Source organism: Paraburkholderia sp. SECH2 (assembly GCF_030464795.1).
GTDB lineage: Bacteria > Pseudomonadota > Gammaproteobacteria > Burkholderiales > Burkholderiaceae > Paraburkholderia > Paraburkholderia aspalathi.
Genome location: NZ_JALPRH010000012.1, coordinates 85,897 through 105,022, shown reverse-complemented (window position 1 = coordinate 105,022; position 19,126 = coordinate 85,897). Strand labels below are relative to the sequence as shown.

The following is a 19,126-nucleotide window of genomic DNA, read 5'->3' as shown; positions in this document are numbered from 1 at the left end:
TACTCTTTAAAAAACGATACAGATCTGTAGCGTCGTTGTATTGCCAAACTGCTGTCTCCCCATGCGAAGCAACACAATAACAACTGGAGGTCTGCAATGCCGTCGAATCAAACCGTGGCCGTCTTCGGCGCCTATGGCCATACCGGCCGCTTCGTGGTGTCTGAACTGCTCAGGCGTGGCTGGAGACCTATCATTTCCGGACGCGATGCCAGCAAGCTGAACGCTCTCGGCGCCGCTTACCCTGGGCTGGACATTCGGCCCGCGTCGGTAGATGACCCGGATTCTCTCGACCGGGCGCTTGCAGGTGCGGCTGCTGTGATCAATTGCGCCGGCCCCTTCGCCAGTACGTCCGCGCCGGTGATCGAAGCCGCGTTGCGTGCACGGATTCCGTATCTGGATGTCGCGGCGGAGTTAGAGGCCAATCTGGATACGTTCAAGCACTACGCTGAACGGGCGCGCGAGGCGGGCGTCGTGATCGTGCCGGGGATGGCATTCTTCGGCGGCTTGGGCGATCTGCTCGCCACAGCGGCAATGGGCGATTGGACGGCAGCGGACGAAATCTGCATCGCCTATGGGCTCAGCAGCTGGAAGCCGACGCTCGGCACAAGAGCGGCAGGCCAGGTCTCGCGGCAGCGTAGAGAGGGGCGGCGCCTTGTCTTTACGAAAGGACAGATGGTGTTCCGCACGGACGCAGCGCCGGTTGGCGAATGGCAGTTCCCTGCACCGCTCGGCAAGCAGCCGGTCATTGGCGAATTCACGATGGCGGATACGGTGACGATCGCGCGCCATCTGAAGACACCCGAGATTCGCTCGTACATGACGGCTGTGGCGGTTAAAGACCTGCTGGAGCCGGATGCGTCGCCGCCTGTCGCGGTCGACGAAAACGGACGCTCCGCACAAACCTTCCTCGTCGACGTTGTGGTGCGGTCGGGAGGCAATGAACGTCGCATATCGGCAAGCGGTCAGGATATCTACGCAATTAGCGCGCCTCTGGTGGTTGAAGCGGTCAGGCGCGTCGTCAATGGGATGGTCCACGGAGCAGGCGTCTTCACCGCCGGCGAAGCCTTCGACGCGCGTGATTTTCTGGAGTCGCTGCGTCGTCAGGAGCACTTGGCATTGGCGATGCCATAAACGGTGTTCCTGCTCTCAGGCGCTCACTGCGACGCTGCCCGACTGTCCGGATGCCGCGGATCATGCAACTGGTCCGCCGACCAGCCGCCGCCCAGATCGCCGAATAGCGACGCGGCATCCAGCAAGCGCGTCTCCTGAACATTCAGCGCGGTCTGCTGAGTGGCCAACTGTGTGGCCTGTGCGGTCGCCACGGTCGTGTAGTCCACCGTACCGGCCTCGTATTCGTTGAGCGCGATCTCCGCGCCGCGGGCTGCATCTTGCACAGCCGTATCCAGAACGACCGACTGCTCGGCCAGGATTCGCAACCCGCTCAAATCGTCTTCAACGTTCTGGAACGCCGTCAACACCGTGCCCCGGTAATTGGCGACGGCCGAGTCGTAGGCTGCCTTCGCCGCGTCGACATCGGCGCTGCGCAAGCCGCCGTCGAAAAGCGTTTCGGTGGCGCTGCCGCCGAGCGACCAGACGTAGTTGGCCACTTTGAACAGACCGGACAACGGCGACTGCGTGAGCCCGGCCAGCCCGGAAAGGGAAATCTCCGGGTAGTACGCCGACACCGCTACACCGATTGCCGCGTTTTGCGCAGCCATCTTGCGCTCGGCGACGGCGATGTCGGGCCGGCGTTCGAGCAGCGTCGACGGCACGCCGACGGGCACACCCGGCAGCGTCGGCATCGTGGTGCTGTGCGTAATCGAGAGCTCTTCCGGATTCTTGCCCACCAATACGGCGATCGCGTGCGCGTCTTGAGCGCGCGCCACGCCGAGCGCGATCAGATTGGACTGCGCCGTCTCGAGCTGGGTGCGGGCAGAGATCAAGTCGGACGGCGGGATAGTGCCCGCCTGATCCTGGTCGGACACGACGCTCAGAAAGTGCTGGTAGGCCACGACCGTCTTCTGCAGAAGGTCGATATTGGCGTCACTGGTGCGCAGCTGGATGATCGCCGTGGCCAGCGCCACCTGCTCGGCGAGCGTCGCATTGGCGAGCGTCGCTTCGCTCGATTGCGCCGTCGCGGCGTTTTCTTCGATCGTGCGCCGCACCTGGCCCCACAGGTCAGGCGCCCAGCTGACGTTGCCTTCCAGCGAGGCTGAGTTGACCACTCGGGCGGCATTGCCGACCGAGCTGCGCGCCTTGGTGCCCGAACCGGTTACGCCGATGGTCGGGAACAGGCCGGCACGCGCCGCCCGCACTTCTGCCAGCGCTTCCTGATAGTTCGCGTAGTCCGCGCGCACGGTCTGGTTCGACACCGACACCAGCGGTTCGAGCTGGTCCATCAGCGGATCGTTGAAGGCCGTCCACCAGTCGCCTTTCGGTTTGTCCGCAGCGGGTTCGGCTTGCGTCCAGCCCGGCAACTCCGAGTAGGTGGCGGCCACGTTGACTTGCGGCCGGTGGTAGTCCGGGCCGACCATGCAGCCGCTGGCCAGCAGGGCCAGCGTCGCGACGGCCAGCGGCCGAAGGTGGCCAAAGCGACCAGGGCGGCCAAAGCGGTTACGGGAAATCTTCATCGTCATGCCCTCGTATCCGGTTGTCCGGGTTGCTGCGCGTCGCGATTCCATGGCAGGTTGGCGGACCATCTGACCAGCTTGAAACGCAAGCGGTCGAGGTAGAGGTAGATCACCGGCGTCGTGTACAAGGTAAAGACCTGACTCAGGATCAGGCCGCCCATCACCGTGATACCGAGCGGTTGCCGAAGCGACGCGCCCTGGCCAATGCCGATGGCGAGCGGCACCGCGCCGAGCACGGCCGCGAATGTGGTCATCATGATCGGCCGCAGACGGACCACGGCGGCGGAGTGAATCGCGTCCCGCGCCGGCATGCCTTCGGTGCGCTGCAAATGGATCGCGACGTCGACCATCATGATGCCGTTCTTCTTGACGATACCGATCAGCAGGATGATGCCGATCAACGCGATCACCGAGAACGGTGTGCCGAAAATCAGCAAGGCCAGCGTCGCGCCGATGCCCGCGGACGGCAGCGTCGACAGGATGGTCAGCGGGTGGATCGAGCTTTCGTACAACACGCCGAGCACGATATACACCACGCCGAGCGCGGCCAGGATCAGCAGCGGCACCGTCCCCATGGACTGCGAGTAGGCCGCCGCCGCGCCGGCAAACGAGCCGTGGATGCTGGCGGGCATGCCGATCTCGCGGATCGTGTTGTTGATCGCCACGCCTGCCTTGCTCAACGAACCGCCCGCGGGCAGGTTGAACGAAATCGTCGCGGCCACGAGGCCGCTCTGGTGGTTCACCTGGGTTGATGTATGGCTGTTCGAGAACGAAGCCAGCGCTGCCAGCGGCACCATGGTTTCGGCCGCGGTGCTGTCCGCACTGCCGGTCGAACTGCCGCCCTTGCTATTGGCAATGCTGTTGGTGGTCGCGTTGGCTTGCGCGTTCGAGTTGAGCGTGTTCGTGGTCGCACTGGCTTCGGTCGCGACGGTCACGCCCGACACCGTGCCACCCGGCATCTGCGTGCCCGCCGTGCCGGTGGCGTTGCCCGACGCCGTACTCAGGTAAATCTGGTTGAGCGCTTGCGGGTATTGCCAGTAATCCGGCGCCACCTCCATCACCACGAAATACTGGTTGAGCGGGTTGTAGATGGTCGACACCGTGCGCTGGCCGAACGCGTCATACAGCACGCTGTCGACCTGGTTCGGCGCAAAGCCGTAGCGCGCCGCCGTCGAGCGATTGATGGTGACGTAGGTCTGCAGACCGTTTTGCTGCAAGTCGGAGTTCACGTCGAGCAACTGCGCGTGCTCCTTGGCGAGCGCGGCGACGAGCAGCGGTGTCCACTTGAACAGTGCGGCGGAATCGTCGCTGGTGAGCGTGTACTGATACTCGGCGGCGGATTGCCGTCCGCCGATTCGCAGATCCTGCTGTGCCTGGATAAAGAGCCGGGCGCCCGAGACCGCATTGAGCTTGGGCCGCAGGCGGTTCACGACCTCAGTGGCCGAGGCGTGGCGTTGGGCTAGCGGCTTGAGTTCGATGAACACGTTCGCGGTATTGAGCGCGCGGCCGCCCGTAAAGCCGGCTACCGAGGCGACTGCCGGATCCTTCTGCACGATCTCCTGCAATTGCGTGAGCTTCTTTTGCATCGCCGGAAAGGAGATGCTCTGGTCGGCGATGATCTGTCCGATCAGGATGCCCGTGTCCTGCTCAGGAAAGAAGGTGGCCGGCACCAGCTTGAACAGAAACACGTTGCCCACCAGCAGACCGATCAATAGCAGGATGACCAGCAGTGCATGGTCCAGTACGGCCGTGAGCGAGCGCGCGTAGGCATTCTTGAAACGATCGAACTGCTTTTCGACCCATATCGCCCAACGCGCTTTCGAATGTCCGGCGTTGTCGCGGCTCAGCACGTAGGCGCACATGGCCGGTGTGACCGTCAGCGAAATCACCAGCGAGATCAGGATGGCGATGGAGAGCGTGACCGCGAACTCATGGAACAGCAGGCCGACCACACCCGGCATCAGCATGATCGGGAGGAACACCGCGATCAGTGAAAGGCTCATCGAGATCACCGTGAAGCCCACTTCGCCGCTGCCTTTCAAGGCGGCCTCTTTCGGACTGAGCCCCAACTCCATGTGACGCACGATGTTTTCCAGCACCACCACCGCATCATCCACCACGAAGCCGGTGCCGATGGTCAGCGCCATCAGTGAAAGGTTGTCGATGCTGTAGCCGAGCAGGTACATCGGCCCGAAGGTGCCCACGATCGACAGCGGCAGCGCGACGGCCGGCACCAGCGTGGCGCGCGGCGATTGCAGGAAAATGAACACGACGCCCACCACCAGCAGCACGGCGATGAATAGCGTGCGCTCCGTGTCGCCCACCGACGCTCTGACCGACTCCGAACGGTCGATCGCGATGCCGACGTGCACACTGCTCGGCAGTGTCGCCTCGATTGACGGCAGGACCTTGCGAATCTGCGCGACGGTGCTCACAACATTGCTGCCCGGCATCGGATACACGATCACGAGGATGGCGGATTTGCCGTTGAAGAGCCCGGCATTGCGGATATTTTCGTTCGAATCCCTGACCTGGGCCACGTCGCGCAACTGGACCGGCGAGCCGTTGCGGTAGGCGACCACCAGGTCGCGATACGGCGCGGCATGCGTAATCTGGTCGTTGGACGTGACCACGTAGCGCTGGTCGCCCTCGTCCAGATGGCCCTTCGCGCTGTCGGCGTTGGCGGCGCTGATTGCCGCGCGTACGTCTTCCAGACCGATGCCGTAGCTGTTCAGTTTGCCCGGCTGCAATTCCACGCGTACCGAGGGCAACGCGCCGCCGCCGAGTGTGATCTGACCCACCCCCTGGACTTGCGAGAGTTGCTGCTGGATCACCGAATCCGCGGAGTCATAGAGCTGTGCCTTGGTGAGCGTGTCCGACGTCAGCGAGAGCACCATGATCGGCGCATCCGCCGGGTTGTACTGGCGATAGCTCGGGTTGCTGCGCAGCGTGGTCGGCAGGTCGGCGCGCGCCGCCTGGATGGCCGCTTCGACGTCGCGCGCGGCGCCGTTGATGTCGCGCTTCAAACCGAACTCGACCACGATCAACGACGAGCCGACGGTGCTGATCGACGTCAGTTCTTCAACGTCGGCAATCGTGGCGAGCCGCCGCTCGAGCGGCTCGGCCACCGTGGTCCCCATGATGGCCGGACTCGCGCCCGCCATGTTCGCCTGCACGACGATGACCGGAAAGGCGATATTCGGCAACGGTGCAACCGGCAGCCGGAAGTAGGCGAGCGCCCCGGAGATCAGGATCGCGACGGCCAGAAGCGTGGTCGCGACAGGCCGCCGGATGAATAGCGCCGAGATGTTCACGGCGTTTCCTCCGCGCCGCCCGGAGGCGAACTCTCCGGTTTATTGCGGTTGCGCCAGCGTCTCGTGCGCTCGGCCATTCTGTCGAAGAACAGATAGATCACAGGCGTGGTGAAGAGCGTCAGCACCTGGCTCAGCGTCAGACCGCCGATGATCGCGAGACCCAGCGGCCGGCGCAATTCCGAACCCGTGCCGCTGCCGAGCAGCATCGGCAGTGCGCCGAGCATGGCGGCGAGGGTGGTCATCAGGATCGGGCGGAAACGCAGCAGTGAAGCCTCGAAGATCGCCTCGCGCGGCGGCTTGCCGTGATTGCGCTCGGCATCCAGCGCGAAGTCCACCATCATGATGGCGTTCTTCTTGACGATACCAATGAGCAGCACGATACCGATAATGCCGATCACATCCAGGTCGCTGCCGGCGATCATCAACGCGAGCAGCGCGCCGATACCCGCCGAGGGCAGCGTGGACAGAATCGTGACCGGATGGATGAAGCTCTCATACAGCACGCCGAGCACGATATACACCGCCACCAGCGCCGCGATCAGCAGATAGACTTCGCTCGACAGCGAATCTTCGAAGGCCTGCGCCGCGCCCTGCAGCGACGAGGTGATCGACGGCGGCAGGTTCACCGACTGCTCGGCTTGGTGGATCGCCTTGACCGCCGTACTCAGCGACGCATCCTTCGCGAGGTTGAACGAGATGGTGACCGATGGGAACTGCGCCAGATGGCTGATCACAAGCGGCGACTTCGTGATCTGGATCTTCGCGATGCCCGACAGCGGCACCTGGCCCGTGCTGCTGGTCTGACTCGGCAGATACAGGTTGCCGATCGACTGCACATTCGGCAACGATTCCGGTTTGGCGACGAGAATCACGCGGTACTGGTTCGACTGCTCGAAGATGGTCGAGACGATCCGCTGGCCGAGCGCGTCGTAGAGCGCGTTGTCAATTGTCGCGGGCGTAATGCCGAAGCGCGCCGCAAGTTGCCGGTTGACTTCGACGTTCACGCTGAGGCCGTCGGTATTCATGTCGCTTTGCACGTCGGCAAGCGACGGAATCTGCTTCAGCTTTGCTATCAGTTCCGGCACGTACTTCTGGAACGCCTGCTGGCTCGGTCCGCGCAGCACGAAGCTGTACTGGTTCGGCGAGACCGTTGTGTCGAGCGTCAGATCCTGCTCGGGCTGCATGTAGAGCCTGACGCCCGGCACACTGGCGACTTCCTGCTGCAGACGCCGGGCCACTTCTTGCGCGGTGTCGGAACGCTTGTCGCGGTCGCGAAGATTGATCAGGAAGCGGCCATTGTTCAGCGTCGAGTTCGTGCCGTCGATACCCACGTACGAGGTCAGCGAAACCACATCCGGGTCTTTCAGGATCGCATCGGCGAGCGCGCCCTGGCGTTTCACCATCGCGGTGTACGACACCGAGTTGTCGGCCACGCTAATCCCCTCGATCACGCCGACGTCCTGCACCGGAAAGAGGCCCTTCGGAATCACCACGTACAGGATGCCGGTCAGCACGACCGTACCGATGGCCACCACGAGCGTCAGCACCTGGTGATCCAGCACCCAGCGCAGCCCGCGCTCATAGGCGCCGAGCGTTTTGTCGAACAGGCCTTCGCTGATGCGCTCAAAGCGGCTCGGATGACGATCGGCCTGCGCGCGCAACATGCGCGCACAGAGCATCGGCACCACGGTCAGCGAGACGATCGCGGAGATCACGATGGTGACGGCGAGCGTCACCGCGAATTCGCTGAACAGACGCCCGATCACGCCGCCCATGAAGAGCAGCGGAATCAGCACGGCAATCAGCGAGATGGTCAGCGACAGAATCGTGAAGCCGATCTGGCCCGCGCCTTCCAGCGCGGCTTCGAGCGGTGTCTTGCCTTCCTCCAGATAACGCACGATGTTCTCGATCATCACGATCGAGTCGTCGACCACGAAGCCGGTGGCGATGATGAGCGCCATCAGCGAGAGGTTGTCGATCGAGTAGTTCAACTGGTACATCACGGCCAGCGTGCCGATCAGCGACACCGGCACCGATATGCTCGGAATGAGCGTGGCGGGCACGTTGCGCAGGAATACGAAGATCACCGCGACCACCAGCACGATGGCGAGAATCAGCTCGAACGCCGCGTCGGAAACCGACGAGCGGATCACGCCCGTGGTGTCCGACACCACAGTCACTTTCATACCGGCCGGCAGCGTGGACTCGAGCTGCGGCAGTTGTTTCATGATCTGGTTGACGGTCGCGATCACGTTCGCGCCCGGTTGCCGCTGCACGTTGAGCACGATCGCCGGTGAGCCGTTGTACCAGGCGCCGCGCTCGACGTCCTGAGCGGCCTGACTGACCCGCGCGACGTCGCGCATGAATACCGGGGCGCCGTTCTGGTAGGCGATCACCGTGTCCAGATAGTCCTTCGGATCGGTGATCTGATCGTTGCCGTTGATCGTGTAATCGAGCTCCGGGCCGTCGAAATTGCCCTTCGGCTGACTGACGTTGACATAGCTGAGCAGCGTGCGCAGATCGTCGATGTTCAGACCGTAGGCGGCCAGCTTGTGCGGGTCCGCTTCCACACGGATCGCCGGCACATTGCCGCCGCTCGTCGTGACCACGCCCACGCCCGACACTTCGGAAATCTTGGTGCCGAGGCGGTTGTTGGCAACGTCTTCAAGCTGGGTCAGCGACATCGATTTCGACGTGACCGCGAGCGTCAGGATCGGCTGGTCGGCCGGATTGACTTTGGCATACGTCGGCGGCGCCGGCAGACCGGAGGGCAGGTAGCTGTTGGAGGCGTTGATAGCCTGCTGGACGTTCTGCTCGGCGATGTCGAGGCTCAGCGACAGATCGAACTGTAGCGTGATGACCGACGCGCCGTCCGAGCTATACGACGTCATCTGCTGCAAGCCGGGGATCTCGCCCAACTGCACTTCGAGCGGCGCCGTGACCGTGGTGGCCATCACGTCGGGACTCGCGCCCGGATAGAACGTCTGCACCTGGATGGTCGGATAGTCGACGTTGGGCAGCGACGAAACCGGCAGCACGCGCATGGCGACGAGGCCCACCAGCACGAGGGCGATCATCAGCAGCAGCGTGGCTACCGGTCGAAGAATAAACAGACGGGAGATGTTCATCGGCGCGTGAGCCTGCTACGACGAAGCAGCATTAGCCGACGCCGCTGCTGGCGCGGACCCGGCAGCGGGTTCGGAGGCGGCAGGCTCCGCGGCGGCGCCGCTGGCCGACGCACCCGCCGCTGCGGGCTTCGGCTTGGCCGGCTGGATTTTGGCGCCGTCGTTCAGGCGGTCCGTGCCGTCCGTGACCACCTGGTTGCCTTGCGAGAGACCGGACAGGATGACCGTGTTCTTGCCGTCGCTCGGGCCAAGCTTGACCTTGTGTACGGAGACGGTGTTGTTCGCGTTGACCAGATAGACGAAGTCGCCCGGCGCGCCGGTTTGCACGGCGGGGGTCGGCACCAGCACGGCATTCTGCATCGTATCGACCAGCAGCTTGACGTTGACGAACTCGTTGGGGAACAGCGCTTCGTCGTCGTTGGGAAAAGTGGCGCGTAAGGTGACGGTGCCGGTCGATGTGGCCATCTGGTTGCTGACGGCGTAAAGCGTGCCTGTGGCAACCTCGCGCGCGTTGTCGCTGGAATACGCGGTGACCGGCAAGGTGGCGCCGCCGTTCAGGCGCTGCACGATGGAGGCCAGCGCGTCTTGCGGCACCGTGAACTGCACGGTAGTCGGCTTGATGGTGGTGATGACGACAATCCCCGTCGACGATGACGCCGTCACGTAGTTGCCCGGGTCCACGAGGCGCAGGCCGACCTTGCCGGCGACCGGCGCGGTGATGTAGCAATAGGCCAGGTCGAGGTCGAACTGGGCGATGTTGGCGAGATCGGCCTGGACTGCAGCCTCGTCCTGCTGCACGAGGAATTGCTGATCCGCAAAGGTCTGCTGGGCGATCGACTTGCGCTCGTTCAATTGCGTGAAGCGGACCAGATCGGCACGCGCCTGGGCCAGCGTCGCGCGGTCTTTGGCGAGTGTCGCCTGAGCCTGCTGCTTGCTGATCTGATACTGGCGCGGATCGATCTGGGCGAGGAACTGGCCTTTCTGTACTTCCTGGCCTTCGTGATAACCGACGGCCGTGAGGTAGCCGCTTAGCTGCGGCAGCACGGTCACGGTGGCGGTCGGCGTGACCGTGCCGAGCTCGCTCAACGTGACTGGCATCGAACCGAGTGTAGCGCTCGCTACAGTGACGACGATCGGTGCGACGTCGCGCGTGGGTTTCTTCTGGGTCAACAGGTGGACAACGACAAGCGCGACTAGCGCCAGCACGACAACCGCAAACAGAATGAGCCCGCGTCGGGAGCGCTTGGGTTGCTTGGACACGGCTTCGCTCATAGGTATCTCCGAAAACAGATGCTGCCGTTGATAGTTGGACGGGGAGTCATTCTCTGCCGGGATGTTGGGAACATGCCATGGTTCTCGCGCGTTGTCACAACCCAACGACTGTTTGGACTGCTGTTATCTAATTGCAAGCAAAGCGGACTGGGCAAAATGCTTAAGGCCGTGACCGGCACAGGGCGACGTTATGGCCTGGTGACTGGATCCGTAGCGATGAATGCGCTTCGTAATTGGCGGTAACGTTTTATCAAGGTGGCCGCGCGAAATAGCGCGTGCGGCGAATCGCCGACTACCGCGAGGGCCTTGCTGACAGACCGTGTGTTGCTCATGTTCGCCTTGGTGGAAGCTGGTGGACAACGATTGAGACGAGGCATGGCGTCAATGTACCAGGGGCGCGCAAGGCTTGAGTTACCGGAGTGATACATGTTGAGGTTTGAAAGACTCCGTCGGATGTCTTTCGGCTTGCAGCTCGCGCTGACGAACGGTTGATCGTTGAGGTTTTCTTTGGGCGACGGTCGTCGCGAGCGGGAGTGCGCGATGAAAGCTTGTTGAAATTATTCGGGTCGCGACGAGCGAACAGGGCCACGCGTTGAAGGAGAAAGCGCGCCCCCGGCCGGCGCAACGGCAAGACGAAGTTCCCGGTAGGCGATCACTAGCGCGTCGAGGCTGAATGTCCGGTTCAGTCCACTGGGATTGGGCAACACCCATGCGCGGGCGCCGCCGAACGTTGTCGGTTGCAGGCCCCAGTCGATGTCGCGTGTGCCCGACATCGCGGAGAGCGCCATCTTCCCGAGGAAGGCAACACATTGCGGCGCATAGCGTTCAATCTTCTGTTCGAATTCCGTCGCCGCCGCTTTGAACTCGCGGGGCGATAGTTCGTCGGCTCGTGCGGTTGGACGCGAGACCACGGTCGTCAGGCCACAACCGTACTGCAGGAGCGTGTGATCGTCGTCAGGAGAAATCTGTTCAGGGGTGAAGCCCGCCAGATGAACGACCCGCCAGAACCGATTGCCTCTGCCGGCAAAGTGGCGGCCGGTCGATGCCGCAAGAACGCCCGGATTGATTCCGCAAAACACCACCGACAAACCTGGTTCAAGAATGTCAGGAAGACTTTGCAGAGGATCGGAGTGAGTCACGGACGGTGTAATCCTTTATTGGGGAGAGGCTCCCAGGAGAGCAGCAGTTTGGGCTACACCGTCACGGCGGACAAGCTACAGCCTTGAGTTCCTCCGCAACCGTCTTTGCATGAGTCCAGACCGTATCGGCATTGGCCAGCCGGATTCCGCCCCGCTATGTTAGGGAGTTTCAATGCTGCGAGGCTTTCATGTTGATCGTTCCGGAGCAACAGGCGTCCCAACTCGTGTCCGTCGAGGACGCGATCGACGCCGTCGGCGGTGCCTTTGCCGCGAGCTACGCTGGCAATGCCCGATCGTATCCCGTCGTGCGGGAACAAACTGGCCATGCCGACGCCGTATTCGGCGTGAAAGCCGGCTTTGATGCATCGCTGCCGGTGCTCGGTCTCAAGGCCGGCGGTTACTGGCCGGGCAATGTAAAAAGGGGGCTGGGCAATCACCAGTCTTCAGTACTTCTGTTTGATGCCGACACCGGTCGCGCGGTCGCCCTTGTAGGCGCGAACTATCTCACCGGCATTCGCACCGGAGCGGCCAGCGCACTTGCGACGCGTGGTCTCGCGTCTCCGGACGCGTCGATTCTCGGTATCGTCGGCACCGGCGCACAGTCGATCCATCAATATCGCGCGACGTGCGCTGTACGTCCGATCACGCATGTGCTGGCGTGGGACCCGAATCCGGACAACCTGCGCACGTTGCGCGACCTGGTCGAGGCGGACGGTCTGCGATTCGATGCGTTGTCCCTCGAGGCGGTCGCGCGTCACGCCGATGTGCTGATTACGGTAACGCCGTCACATATGCCGCTGATCCGCCGCGAGTGGATTCGCCCAGGCGTCCACATCAACGCAATGGGAGCCGACACAATCGGCAAGCAGGAACTCGAGGTGGAACTGGTGGCGGCAGCCAGCATCGTCGTTGACGAGATCCAGCAGGCGATCTCGATTGGCGAATGCCAACATGCGTACGCCCGCGGATTGCTCACGGCGGAAAAACTGAGCCTCACGCTCGGCGGGCTGGTGAGTGGCGCCCAGCAGCGCGGCGCAGCCGACGACATCACGATCTTCGACGGGACCGGCACTGCGCTGCAGGATCTGGCTGTCGCAGCGCTCGCCTATCGACGCGCGCAAAAAGAAGGGCTGGGGTTTGCATGCGATTTTTGATCGACAGGCGGCCACGTTGATCCACGTGTTTGTGCTCATTTATGGTGCATCAAGTTCCTTTGACACCGGCAGCGTCGCGCGTGTGCACCACAATGGATCGTCGGCATTCCCTATGTGACGTGTTTCGCCCGGCACAGCAGTTGCTTCGTTTTGTATCTGCCTTCGCCGGGCACGACTTCATCGGCGTGGGTGTTTTTTCGACTGGAGCGGCTGATTTCTGTCCATGGAACTGAAGTGGCTTGAAGATCTTTTGACGCTGGCGGCCACGCGCAATTTCTCGCGCACCGCCGAGTTGCGTTTCATGACACAGCCGGCGTTCAGCAGGCGCGTCAAGATGCTGGAAGAGTGGGTCGGCGTCAGGTTGCTCGATCGCAACGCGCAGCCGATTGCGCTGACCGAAGCGGGTGAACGGTTCCGCGACATTGCCGAGGAGGTGGCCCGGCAACTCTATCAGGGGCGCGACGAATTGCGTGCGGCAGCGGAGGGACTCGCGAGTACGGTCAAGTTTGTCGCGACACACAGCCTTTCGCTGACGTTTTTCCCCCAGTGGATCAGCGCTTCTGAAAAAGCGGGGGAAGTGCTGAAGTTCCGGCTCGATACCGGGCATGCGAATGCGTGTGTGCAGATGATGCTCCAGGGCACGAGCCACTTCATGCTGTGCCACACACATCCTTCCGTCGATATTGGCCTCGACCCCAAGCAGTTTCTTGTCTATCGCGTTGGCTTCGACCGCTTGTTGCCGTTGTCGCGGCCCGGTGCCGACAATGAGCCGCTCGATTCTCTGGACGGTGCGCCTGCGCATCACTGCCGGTACCTTGCGTATGCCGAAACGTCTGCCATCGGTCGTGCGGTGGAGAACCTGTTGCGTACCTCGCCCGCAGCCAATCGGCTCGACCGCGTCTTCGTCTCGCCGCTCGCCGGTGTGCTGAACTCGATGGTGCGCGACGGGCGCGGACTTGCGTGGCTGCCGCAGAGCCAGGTTGGTCGCGAGCTCGAATCGGGGGAACTGGTCCGCGCGGGCTCTTCCGAATGGGATCTCGACGTCGACATCACGCTGTTCCGTCCACGTGCTCGCTTGCCCAGCAGCGCCGAAGCATTCTGGGAAACGCTAACAGCCACTTCCGCAACCAATACGGTTCAGCCGGCTGCTGCCTGAGTCGCTGAAAGCGCAAGCTGCCGTTCAAGTCGCCGCAATACGTCATCGCAATCGGCAGGTCCGGTCGCGAAGTCTCTATTCATCCCCATCCGAATAAGTCATACGTATACGCCATAGCGCCATGCTCGCTCAGCATCGCGTGATCGAATTTCGGCATTGGATTGCAATTTTGTGGCCACCTACGATGCGCTCAAGTTGACCTGACTGGAGCAATTCGATGACTACGAAAGAGGTGAGCGCGAGTGCAGAGGCCGATGGCCTCAAGCGCAACGCGTTGGGATTGATCAGTGCGATGGGCATGTCCCTCGCGTTCATCTCGCCGACCATCGGCGTGATGTTTATATCGGCGTTGATCGGCGGCAAGGCCGGCGTGTCTTCGCCATTTGTGTTCGTGCTAGGGACCGCTGGCATTGCGCTCATGGCATTGACGATCGCGGAATTCGCCAAGCGCGTCACGTCAGCGGGCGGCTTCTACAAGTTCATTACGCTGGGTCTTGGACCCGAAGCCGGTTTTGCAGCCGGGATGCTGATGCTGTTCGCGTACGCGCTGCAAAGCCCGATCAATACCAACCTGTTCGGCGGTTTTCTCAGCAACGCACTTCGGAATGACTTCGGCATCACGGTGCCGTGGTGGGCGTTGATGATCGGCGTCGTGGTCCTGGTCGGTATTCTCGCGTGGTATTCGGTCCATGCGTCGATGCAATTCGACGTCGCGCTGCTGATTGCCGAAGTCGTGGTGGTGGGTGGCCTGTTGATCGTCATCGTGTTCAAGGGCGGCGATGCGGGCCAGGTGCCGGAAAGTTTTTCGCCGATGCATGCGGATCAGGGATTCGGCGGCATCGGGCAGGCATTCGTCTTTATCGTCATGGCGTTTTTCGGCTTCGAATCGTGCCTGACCGTGGCGGAGGAATGCCGTAATCCACGTCGCAATCTGCCGATCGCGCTGATTGGGTCGGTGGTGCTCGCTGGCTTGTGGTTCACATTCGCGATGTATTCGATCGTGGTGGGCTACGGCTCCGCGCACATGGACAAGCTGGCCAACTCTCAGGAGCCGATTCACGACCTCGCCGTGCGCTACCTTGGGCACATGTACGGCAATCTTGTCGATCTCGCGGCCGTCTCTGCCATCGTCGCCGTCGTGCTTGCCATTCATACCGCCAATTTCCGCGTGTTGTATTCGCTGGGCCGCGATGGACTGCTTCACAAGGCGCTCGGCCGTACTCATCCGAAGCACAAGACGCCTCACGTCGCGATTATCGTGTACTCGATCCTGACCCTCGTGGTGGGTATTGGTGCGGGGTTCTGGTGGGACCCGATGTCCGCGTTCGGCAATCTCGGCTATCTGTCGTCACTCGGCATGCTGCCCATCCTGATTCTCACCAACGTCGCATTGCCTGTATTCATGTGGAAACGCTATCGCGCAGAGTTTTCGCTGGTGCTGCATGTCGCGTTCCCCGTTATCTCCAACGTCATTTTCCTGGCAGCGATCTGGCTGAATGTTCATCCGTGGCCTGCCGCGCCGTTGACCGCGTTCCCGTGGATTGTCGTGGCCGTGATCGTGCTCGCCGCGTTGTGGGGCCGGCGACTGAAGCGTCGCGGCTCGCCGGCGTTCTATCGCCTGGGCGCAGTGCTCTTCATTGAGGGCGATGCGATTCCGGAAATGGTGGACGTCGAAATCGAATCGCTCGATGAACTGCCGCATGGCTCGGCAACCATGCATGGCGCTGATAAGGCACTTGGCTACGGCAACGAAGCGGCCTGAAATTTTCTTCGCCACGTAGAGGTGTGTGCGTGGCGTGTAGCAACCAACCAGAGAACTATGATGGGCAGACTGAATGGTAAGAGCGCGCTGATTACCGGCGGCGCGTCAGGCATAGGTAGGGCGATTGCGCAATTGTTCGCCGAGGAGGGCGCCCGCGTCGTGATTACCGACATCAACACGGCGGCGCTTACTGCGGCGGTCGACGAGTTGGCGCAATACGGCACAGTGTCCGGTTGCACAGGCGACGTGCGTTCGATGGCGGATGCCGGCTACATGGTAGGGCACGCTGTCGATGAGCATGGCGGCCTCGACATCCTCGTATGCAATGCGGGCATTACCAGCGTGATGCCGATCGAGCAACTATCCGAGGACGAGTGGGACGCGGTTCTGACCACCAACGTCAAAGGCATGTTCACGATGGTCAAGCACGCCGTACCCAAGATGATCGAGCGCGGCGGCGGCAAGATCATTACGCTCGGCTCGGAGATGGGCATCGTCGCGGTCCCTGAGTCACCGGCATATAACGCCAGCAAGGGCGCGGTAATGATGTTCACAAAATCGATCGCGCTCGACCTGATCCGCCACAACATTCGCGTCAACGCGTTGTGTCCCGGCATTACGCGTACGCCGCTGCTGCAGGCGGAAGTCGACAACAGCCTCGACCCGGCGAAGACCGCCGCGGCTCAGGCATCGTGGGCGCCGATCATGCGTGTCGCCGACGCGCGCGAAATCGCCTATGGCGCACTTTTTCTGGCCAGCGACGAAAGCTCGTTCGCGGTCGGCACCAATCTCGTGCTCGACGGCGGCTTTACCGCGCGTTAGGCATCCCAGGCATTCCCGCAATGTTCGGCCGCTCATGCGGCGGCCGGATTACGCCCCTACAGGAGTCACACAATGAAACAGACGGCAGCCTTTATCGACTCTGAGTCGGTCGAAACACTCAACACGGCTGCGGTGCTGGACCCGTCCAGCGGCAAGGCGATCGCCCAAACAGCGGATTGTGGTCCCGACGAAATCGATCGCGCCGTGCGCGCGGCCCGGCGCGCGTCGCGGCAATGGCGCAGAGTCGCGGTTGCCGAGCGTGCGCGCATTCTGCGGCGCATCGCCGAACTGATCAAGCGTGACGAGGCGGATCTCGCGCGTCTCGAAGCGTTGCAAACCGGCAAGCCGTTGAAGCAGGCGCGACGCGACGCGGAACTCACCGCCCGGTATTTCGACTTCTACGCCAGTGCGGTGGAAACACACTACGGTTCATCGATTCCGCTGAATGCGGACACGATGATCTTCACGGAGTGGGAGCCGCATGGCGTGACGGCGCACGTGATCCCGTGGAATTACCCGATGCAGATTTTCGCGCGCACGATTGCGCCGGCGCTCGCGATGGGCAACTGTTGCGTATTGAAGCCCGCGGAAGAGGCGCCGTTGACCGCTGTGCGGCTCGCGTCGCTCGCATTCGAAGCAGGCCTGCCCGCCGGCGCTCTCAATGTCGTAACCGGGTACGGTGAGACCGCGGGCGCGGCATTGACGGGTCACGACGATATCGACCACATCTCATTCACCGGCTCGGTCGAAGTGGGGCGCATCATCGCCCACGCAGCGGCGAACCGCGTGATTCCCGCGACGATGGAACTGGGCGGCAAGTCGCCTAATATCGTGTTCGCTGATGCGGATCTCGAACGCACGGTGCCGGGTGTGATCAATGCGATCCTGCAAAACGCAGGTCAGACATGCTCAGCCGGCTCACGGCTGCTGGTCCACGAAAGCGTGCACGACGTGATGGTGGCGCGCATTGCGCAGGCCTTCGCCAACGTCGAGATCGGTCCCGCGTTGAACGACCCTGCGCTGGGTCCGCTGATTTCGAAGACTCAGCGTGGCCGCGTCATGTCGTTCGTCGAACGGGCACGCAGTCACGGCGCAAAAATCGTTGTCGGCGGCGATGCACTCAACGGCGGTGTGCTGGGCGACGGCTTTTTCTTCCAACCGACGCTGATCGACAACGTCGATCCGTACAGCGCGATCGGTCAGGAAGAAGTATTCGGTCCTGTGCTGGCCGTCACGCCGTTCCGCGATATCGATGAAGCCGTGCGTCTCGCGAATGGTACCGACTACGGTCTTGTCGCCGGCGTATGGACGCGCGACATCGGCACCGCGCACCGGATGATCCGGGAAGTGCTGGCCGGACAGGTCTTCGTCAATACGTATGGCGCATCCGGCGGCGTCGAGCTGCCGTTCGGCGGCTTCAAACGCTCGGGCTACGGCCGCGAAAAAGGCGCGGAGGGGCTGCGTAGCTTTGCGCAGATCAAGACCGGTGTTGTCGCGCTGTAAGTGCGTTCACTTCTTTCTACATTCCGACTCATGACCAGCATCATGCCCGCACCGCGCTTGCGCGGTGAGCCGACTACTGTCGGCGATTCGCAATACGTTCCTGTTGCTAGCCGATCAATCGAACATCTGGCTACGCCGGCGCTACTGCTCGACGAAAGCCGGATGGCACGCAACATCGCCCGTCTGCGAGGGCGGCTCGCGGGGCTCGGTGTCAACCTGCGTCCGCACCTGAAAACGGGGAAGTCGCTCGACGTTGCTCGCCGTGTCATGGATGGCCCGGCCGGCCCCGCAACGGTGTCGACGTTGCGCGAGGCCGAGCAATTCGCGGAGGGCGGCGTGCGCGACATTCTCTATGCCGTCGGTATCGCGCCGGGCAAGCTCGAGCGCGTGACAGCATTGCGCCGGCGCGGGGTCGATCTGTCGGTGGTGGTCGACAGCCTGGATGCCGCCCACGCGGTCGCGAAGCAGTCACGCATCAGTCGCGATCCTATTCCCACGTTGATCGAGATCGACTCCGACGGTCATCGTGCTGGCGTAAGCCGCAAAGCGTCTGAGCAACTGGTGGCTATCGGTCGCGTGCTGCATGAGGGTGGCGCGCTGTTGCGCGGCGTCATGACCCATGCGGGGGAATCGTACGCGTGCGACACCGTCGAAGCGATCAGCGAGATGGCCGAGCGCGAACGTGCGGAAGCGGTTGCGTGTGCAACCGTGTTGCGCGACGCGGGTCTCCCCGCGCCGGTAGTGAGCGTGGGGTCGACGCCGACGGCCCACTTCGCGCGTGATCTGAGCGGTGTTACGGAAGTGCGCGCCGGGGTGTTCGTGTTCTTCGATCTCGTGATGGCGGGCCTCAACGTGTGCACCGTCGATGACATCGCGCTCAGCGTGCTCGCGACCGTGATCGGCCATCAACCCGACAAGGGCTGGATTCTGGTCGATGCGGGCTGGATGGCGATGTCGCGCGATCGCGGCACAGCATCGCAGAAGCTCGATCAGGGCTACGGCGTGGTCTGCGATGTGAATGGTGTGCCGTACCCCGGCCTGATCATGGCCCAGGCGAATCAGGAGCAGGGCATTCTCGCGCTGCGCAGCGGGGCGGACGCGCAGTTACCGCAACTGCCCATCGGCTCGCTGGTGCGCATTCTTCCCAATCACGCGTGCCCGACCGCCGCCCAGCACGATCACTACAAGGTCATACAGACTGGATCGCGCGAGATTGTCGACCAATGGTCGAGATTCAGGGGATGGTGAA

General features: G+C 62.6%; 12 protein-coding genes. 7 read left to right on the top strand and 5 right to left on the bottom strand.

Features of this window, described 5'->3' with window-relative positions:
- The first annotated feature begins 96 nt into the window (after positions 1 to 96).
- Entirely contained in the window at positions 97 to 1,131 is a 1,035-nt protein-coding gene (locus M0D66_RS20620; protein ID WP_266211456.1) for a trans-acting enoyl reductase family protein, read from the top strand.
- A gap of 23 nt (positions 1,132 to 1,154) precedes the next feature.
- Here M0D66_RS20620 and M0D66_RS20615 read toward each other — a convergent pair whose 3' ends face one another.
- The 5 genes from M0D66_RS20615 to mug form a co-directional block, all read right to left on the bottom strand.
- Complete coding sequence (locus tag M0D66_RS20615) at positions 1,155 to 2,630, bottom strand: efflux transporter outer membrane subunit (protein ID WP_266211500.1); 1,476 nt, start codon at positions 2,628 to 2,630, stop codon at positions 1,155 to 1,157.
- 2 nt (positions 2,631 to 2,632) lie between these two features.
- Positions 2,633 to 5,944 (bottom strand): efflux RND transporter permease subunit, encoded by a 3,312-nt coding sequence (locus M0D66_RS20610; protein WP_266211455.1) that lies wholly within the window; start codon positions 5,942 to 5,944, stop codon positions 2,633 to 2,635.
- Positions 5,941 to 9,072 carry an efflux RND transporter permease subunit gene (locus M0D66_RS20605; protein WP_266211454.1) on the bottom strand — a complete coding sequence of 1,044 codons (3,132 nt, stop codon included), beginning with the start codon at positions 9,070 to 9,072 and terminating at the stop codon, positions 5,941 to 5,943. The genes M0D66_RS20610 and M0D66_RS20605 overlap by 4 nt, the downstream gene beginning before the upstream one ends.
- A gap of 15 nt (positions 9,073 to 9,087) precedes the next feature.
- Positions 9,088 to 10,341 (bottom strand): efflux RND transporter periplasmic adaptor subunit, encoded by a 1,254-nt coding sequence (locus M0D66_RS20600; RefSeq protein WP_266211453.1) that lies wholly within the window; start codon positions 10,339 to 10,341, stop codon positions 9,088 to 9,090.
- 557 nt (positions 10,342 to 10,898) lie between these two features.
- Entirely contained in the window at positions 10,899 to 11,480 is a 582-nt protein-coding gene (gene mug / locus M0D66_RS20595; RefSeq protein ID WP_266211452.1) for a G/U mismatch-specific DNA glycosylase, read from the bottom strand.
- Between the two features lie 188 nt (positions 11,481 to 11,668).
- Between mug and M0D66_RS20590 the strand changes: the two genes are divergently transcribed.
- The 6 genes from M0D66_RS20590 (at position 11,669) to M0D66_RS20565 (ending at position 19,125) form a co-directional block, all read left to right on the top strand.
- Positions 11,669 to 12,634, top strand: coding sequence for an ornithine cyclodeaminase family protein (locus tag M0D66_RS20590; RefSeq protein ID WP_266211451.1), 966 nt, complete (start codon positions 11,669 to 11,671; stop codon positions 12,632 to 12,634).
- 223 nt (positions 12,635 to 12,857) lie between these two features.
- Positions 12,858 to 13,790 (top strand): LysR substrate-binding domain-containing protein, encoded by a 933-nt coding sequence (locus M0D66_RS20585; protein ID WP_093635072.1) that lies wholly within the window; start codon positions 12,858 to 12,860, stop codon positions 13,788 to 13,790.
- 217 nt (positions 13,791 to 14,007) lie between these two features.
- Complete coding sequence (locus M0D66_RS20580; protein WP_093635073.1) at positions 14,008 to 15,552, top strand: APC family permease; 1,545 nt, start codon at positions 14,008 to 14,010, stop codon at positions 15,550 to 15,552.
- A gap of 60 nt (positions 15,553 to 15,612) precedes the next feature.
- Positions 15,613 to 16,374 (top strand): SDR family NAD(P)-dependent oxidoreductase, encoded by a 762-nt coding sequence (locus M0D66_RS20575; RefSeq protein ID WP_266211450.1) that lies wholly within the window; start codon positions 15,613 to 15,615, stop codon positions 16,372 to 16,374.
- 72 nt (positions 16,375 to 16,446) lie between these two features.
- On the top strand, positions 16,447 to 17,877 hold the full coding sequence (locus tag M0D66_RS20570) for an aldehyde dehydrogenase family protein (RefSeq protein WP_266211449.1): 1,431 nt from the start codon (positions 16,447 to 16,449) through the stop codon (positions 17,875 to 17,877).
- A gap of 42 nt (positions 17,878 to 17,919) precedes the next feature.
- Entirely contained in the window at positions 17,920 to 19,125 is a 1,206-nt protein-coding gene (locus M0D66_RS20565) for a DSD1 family PLP-dependent enzyme (protein WP_234487815.1), read from the top strand.
- Position 19,126: the final 1 nt, after the last annotated feature.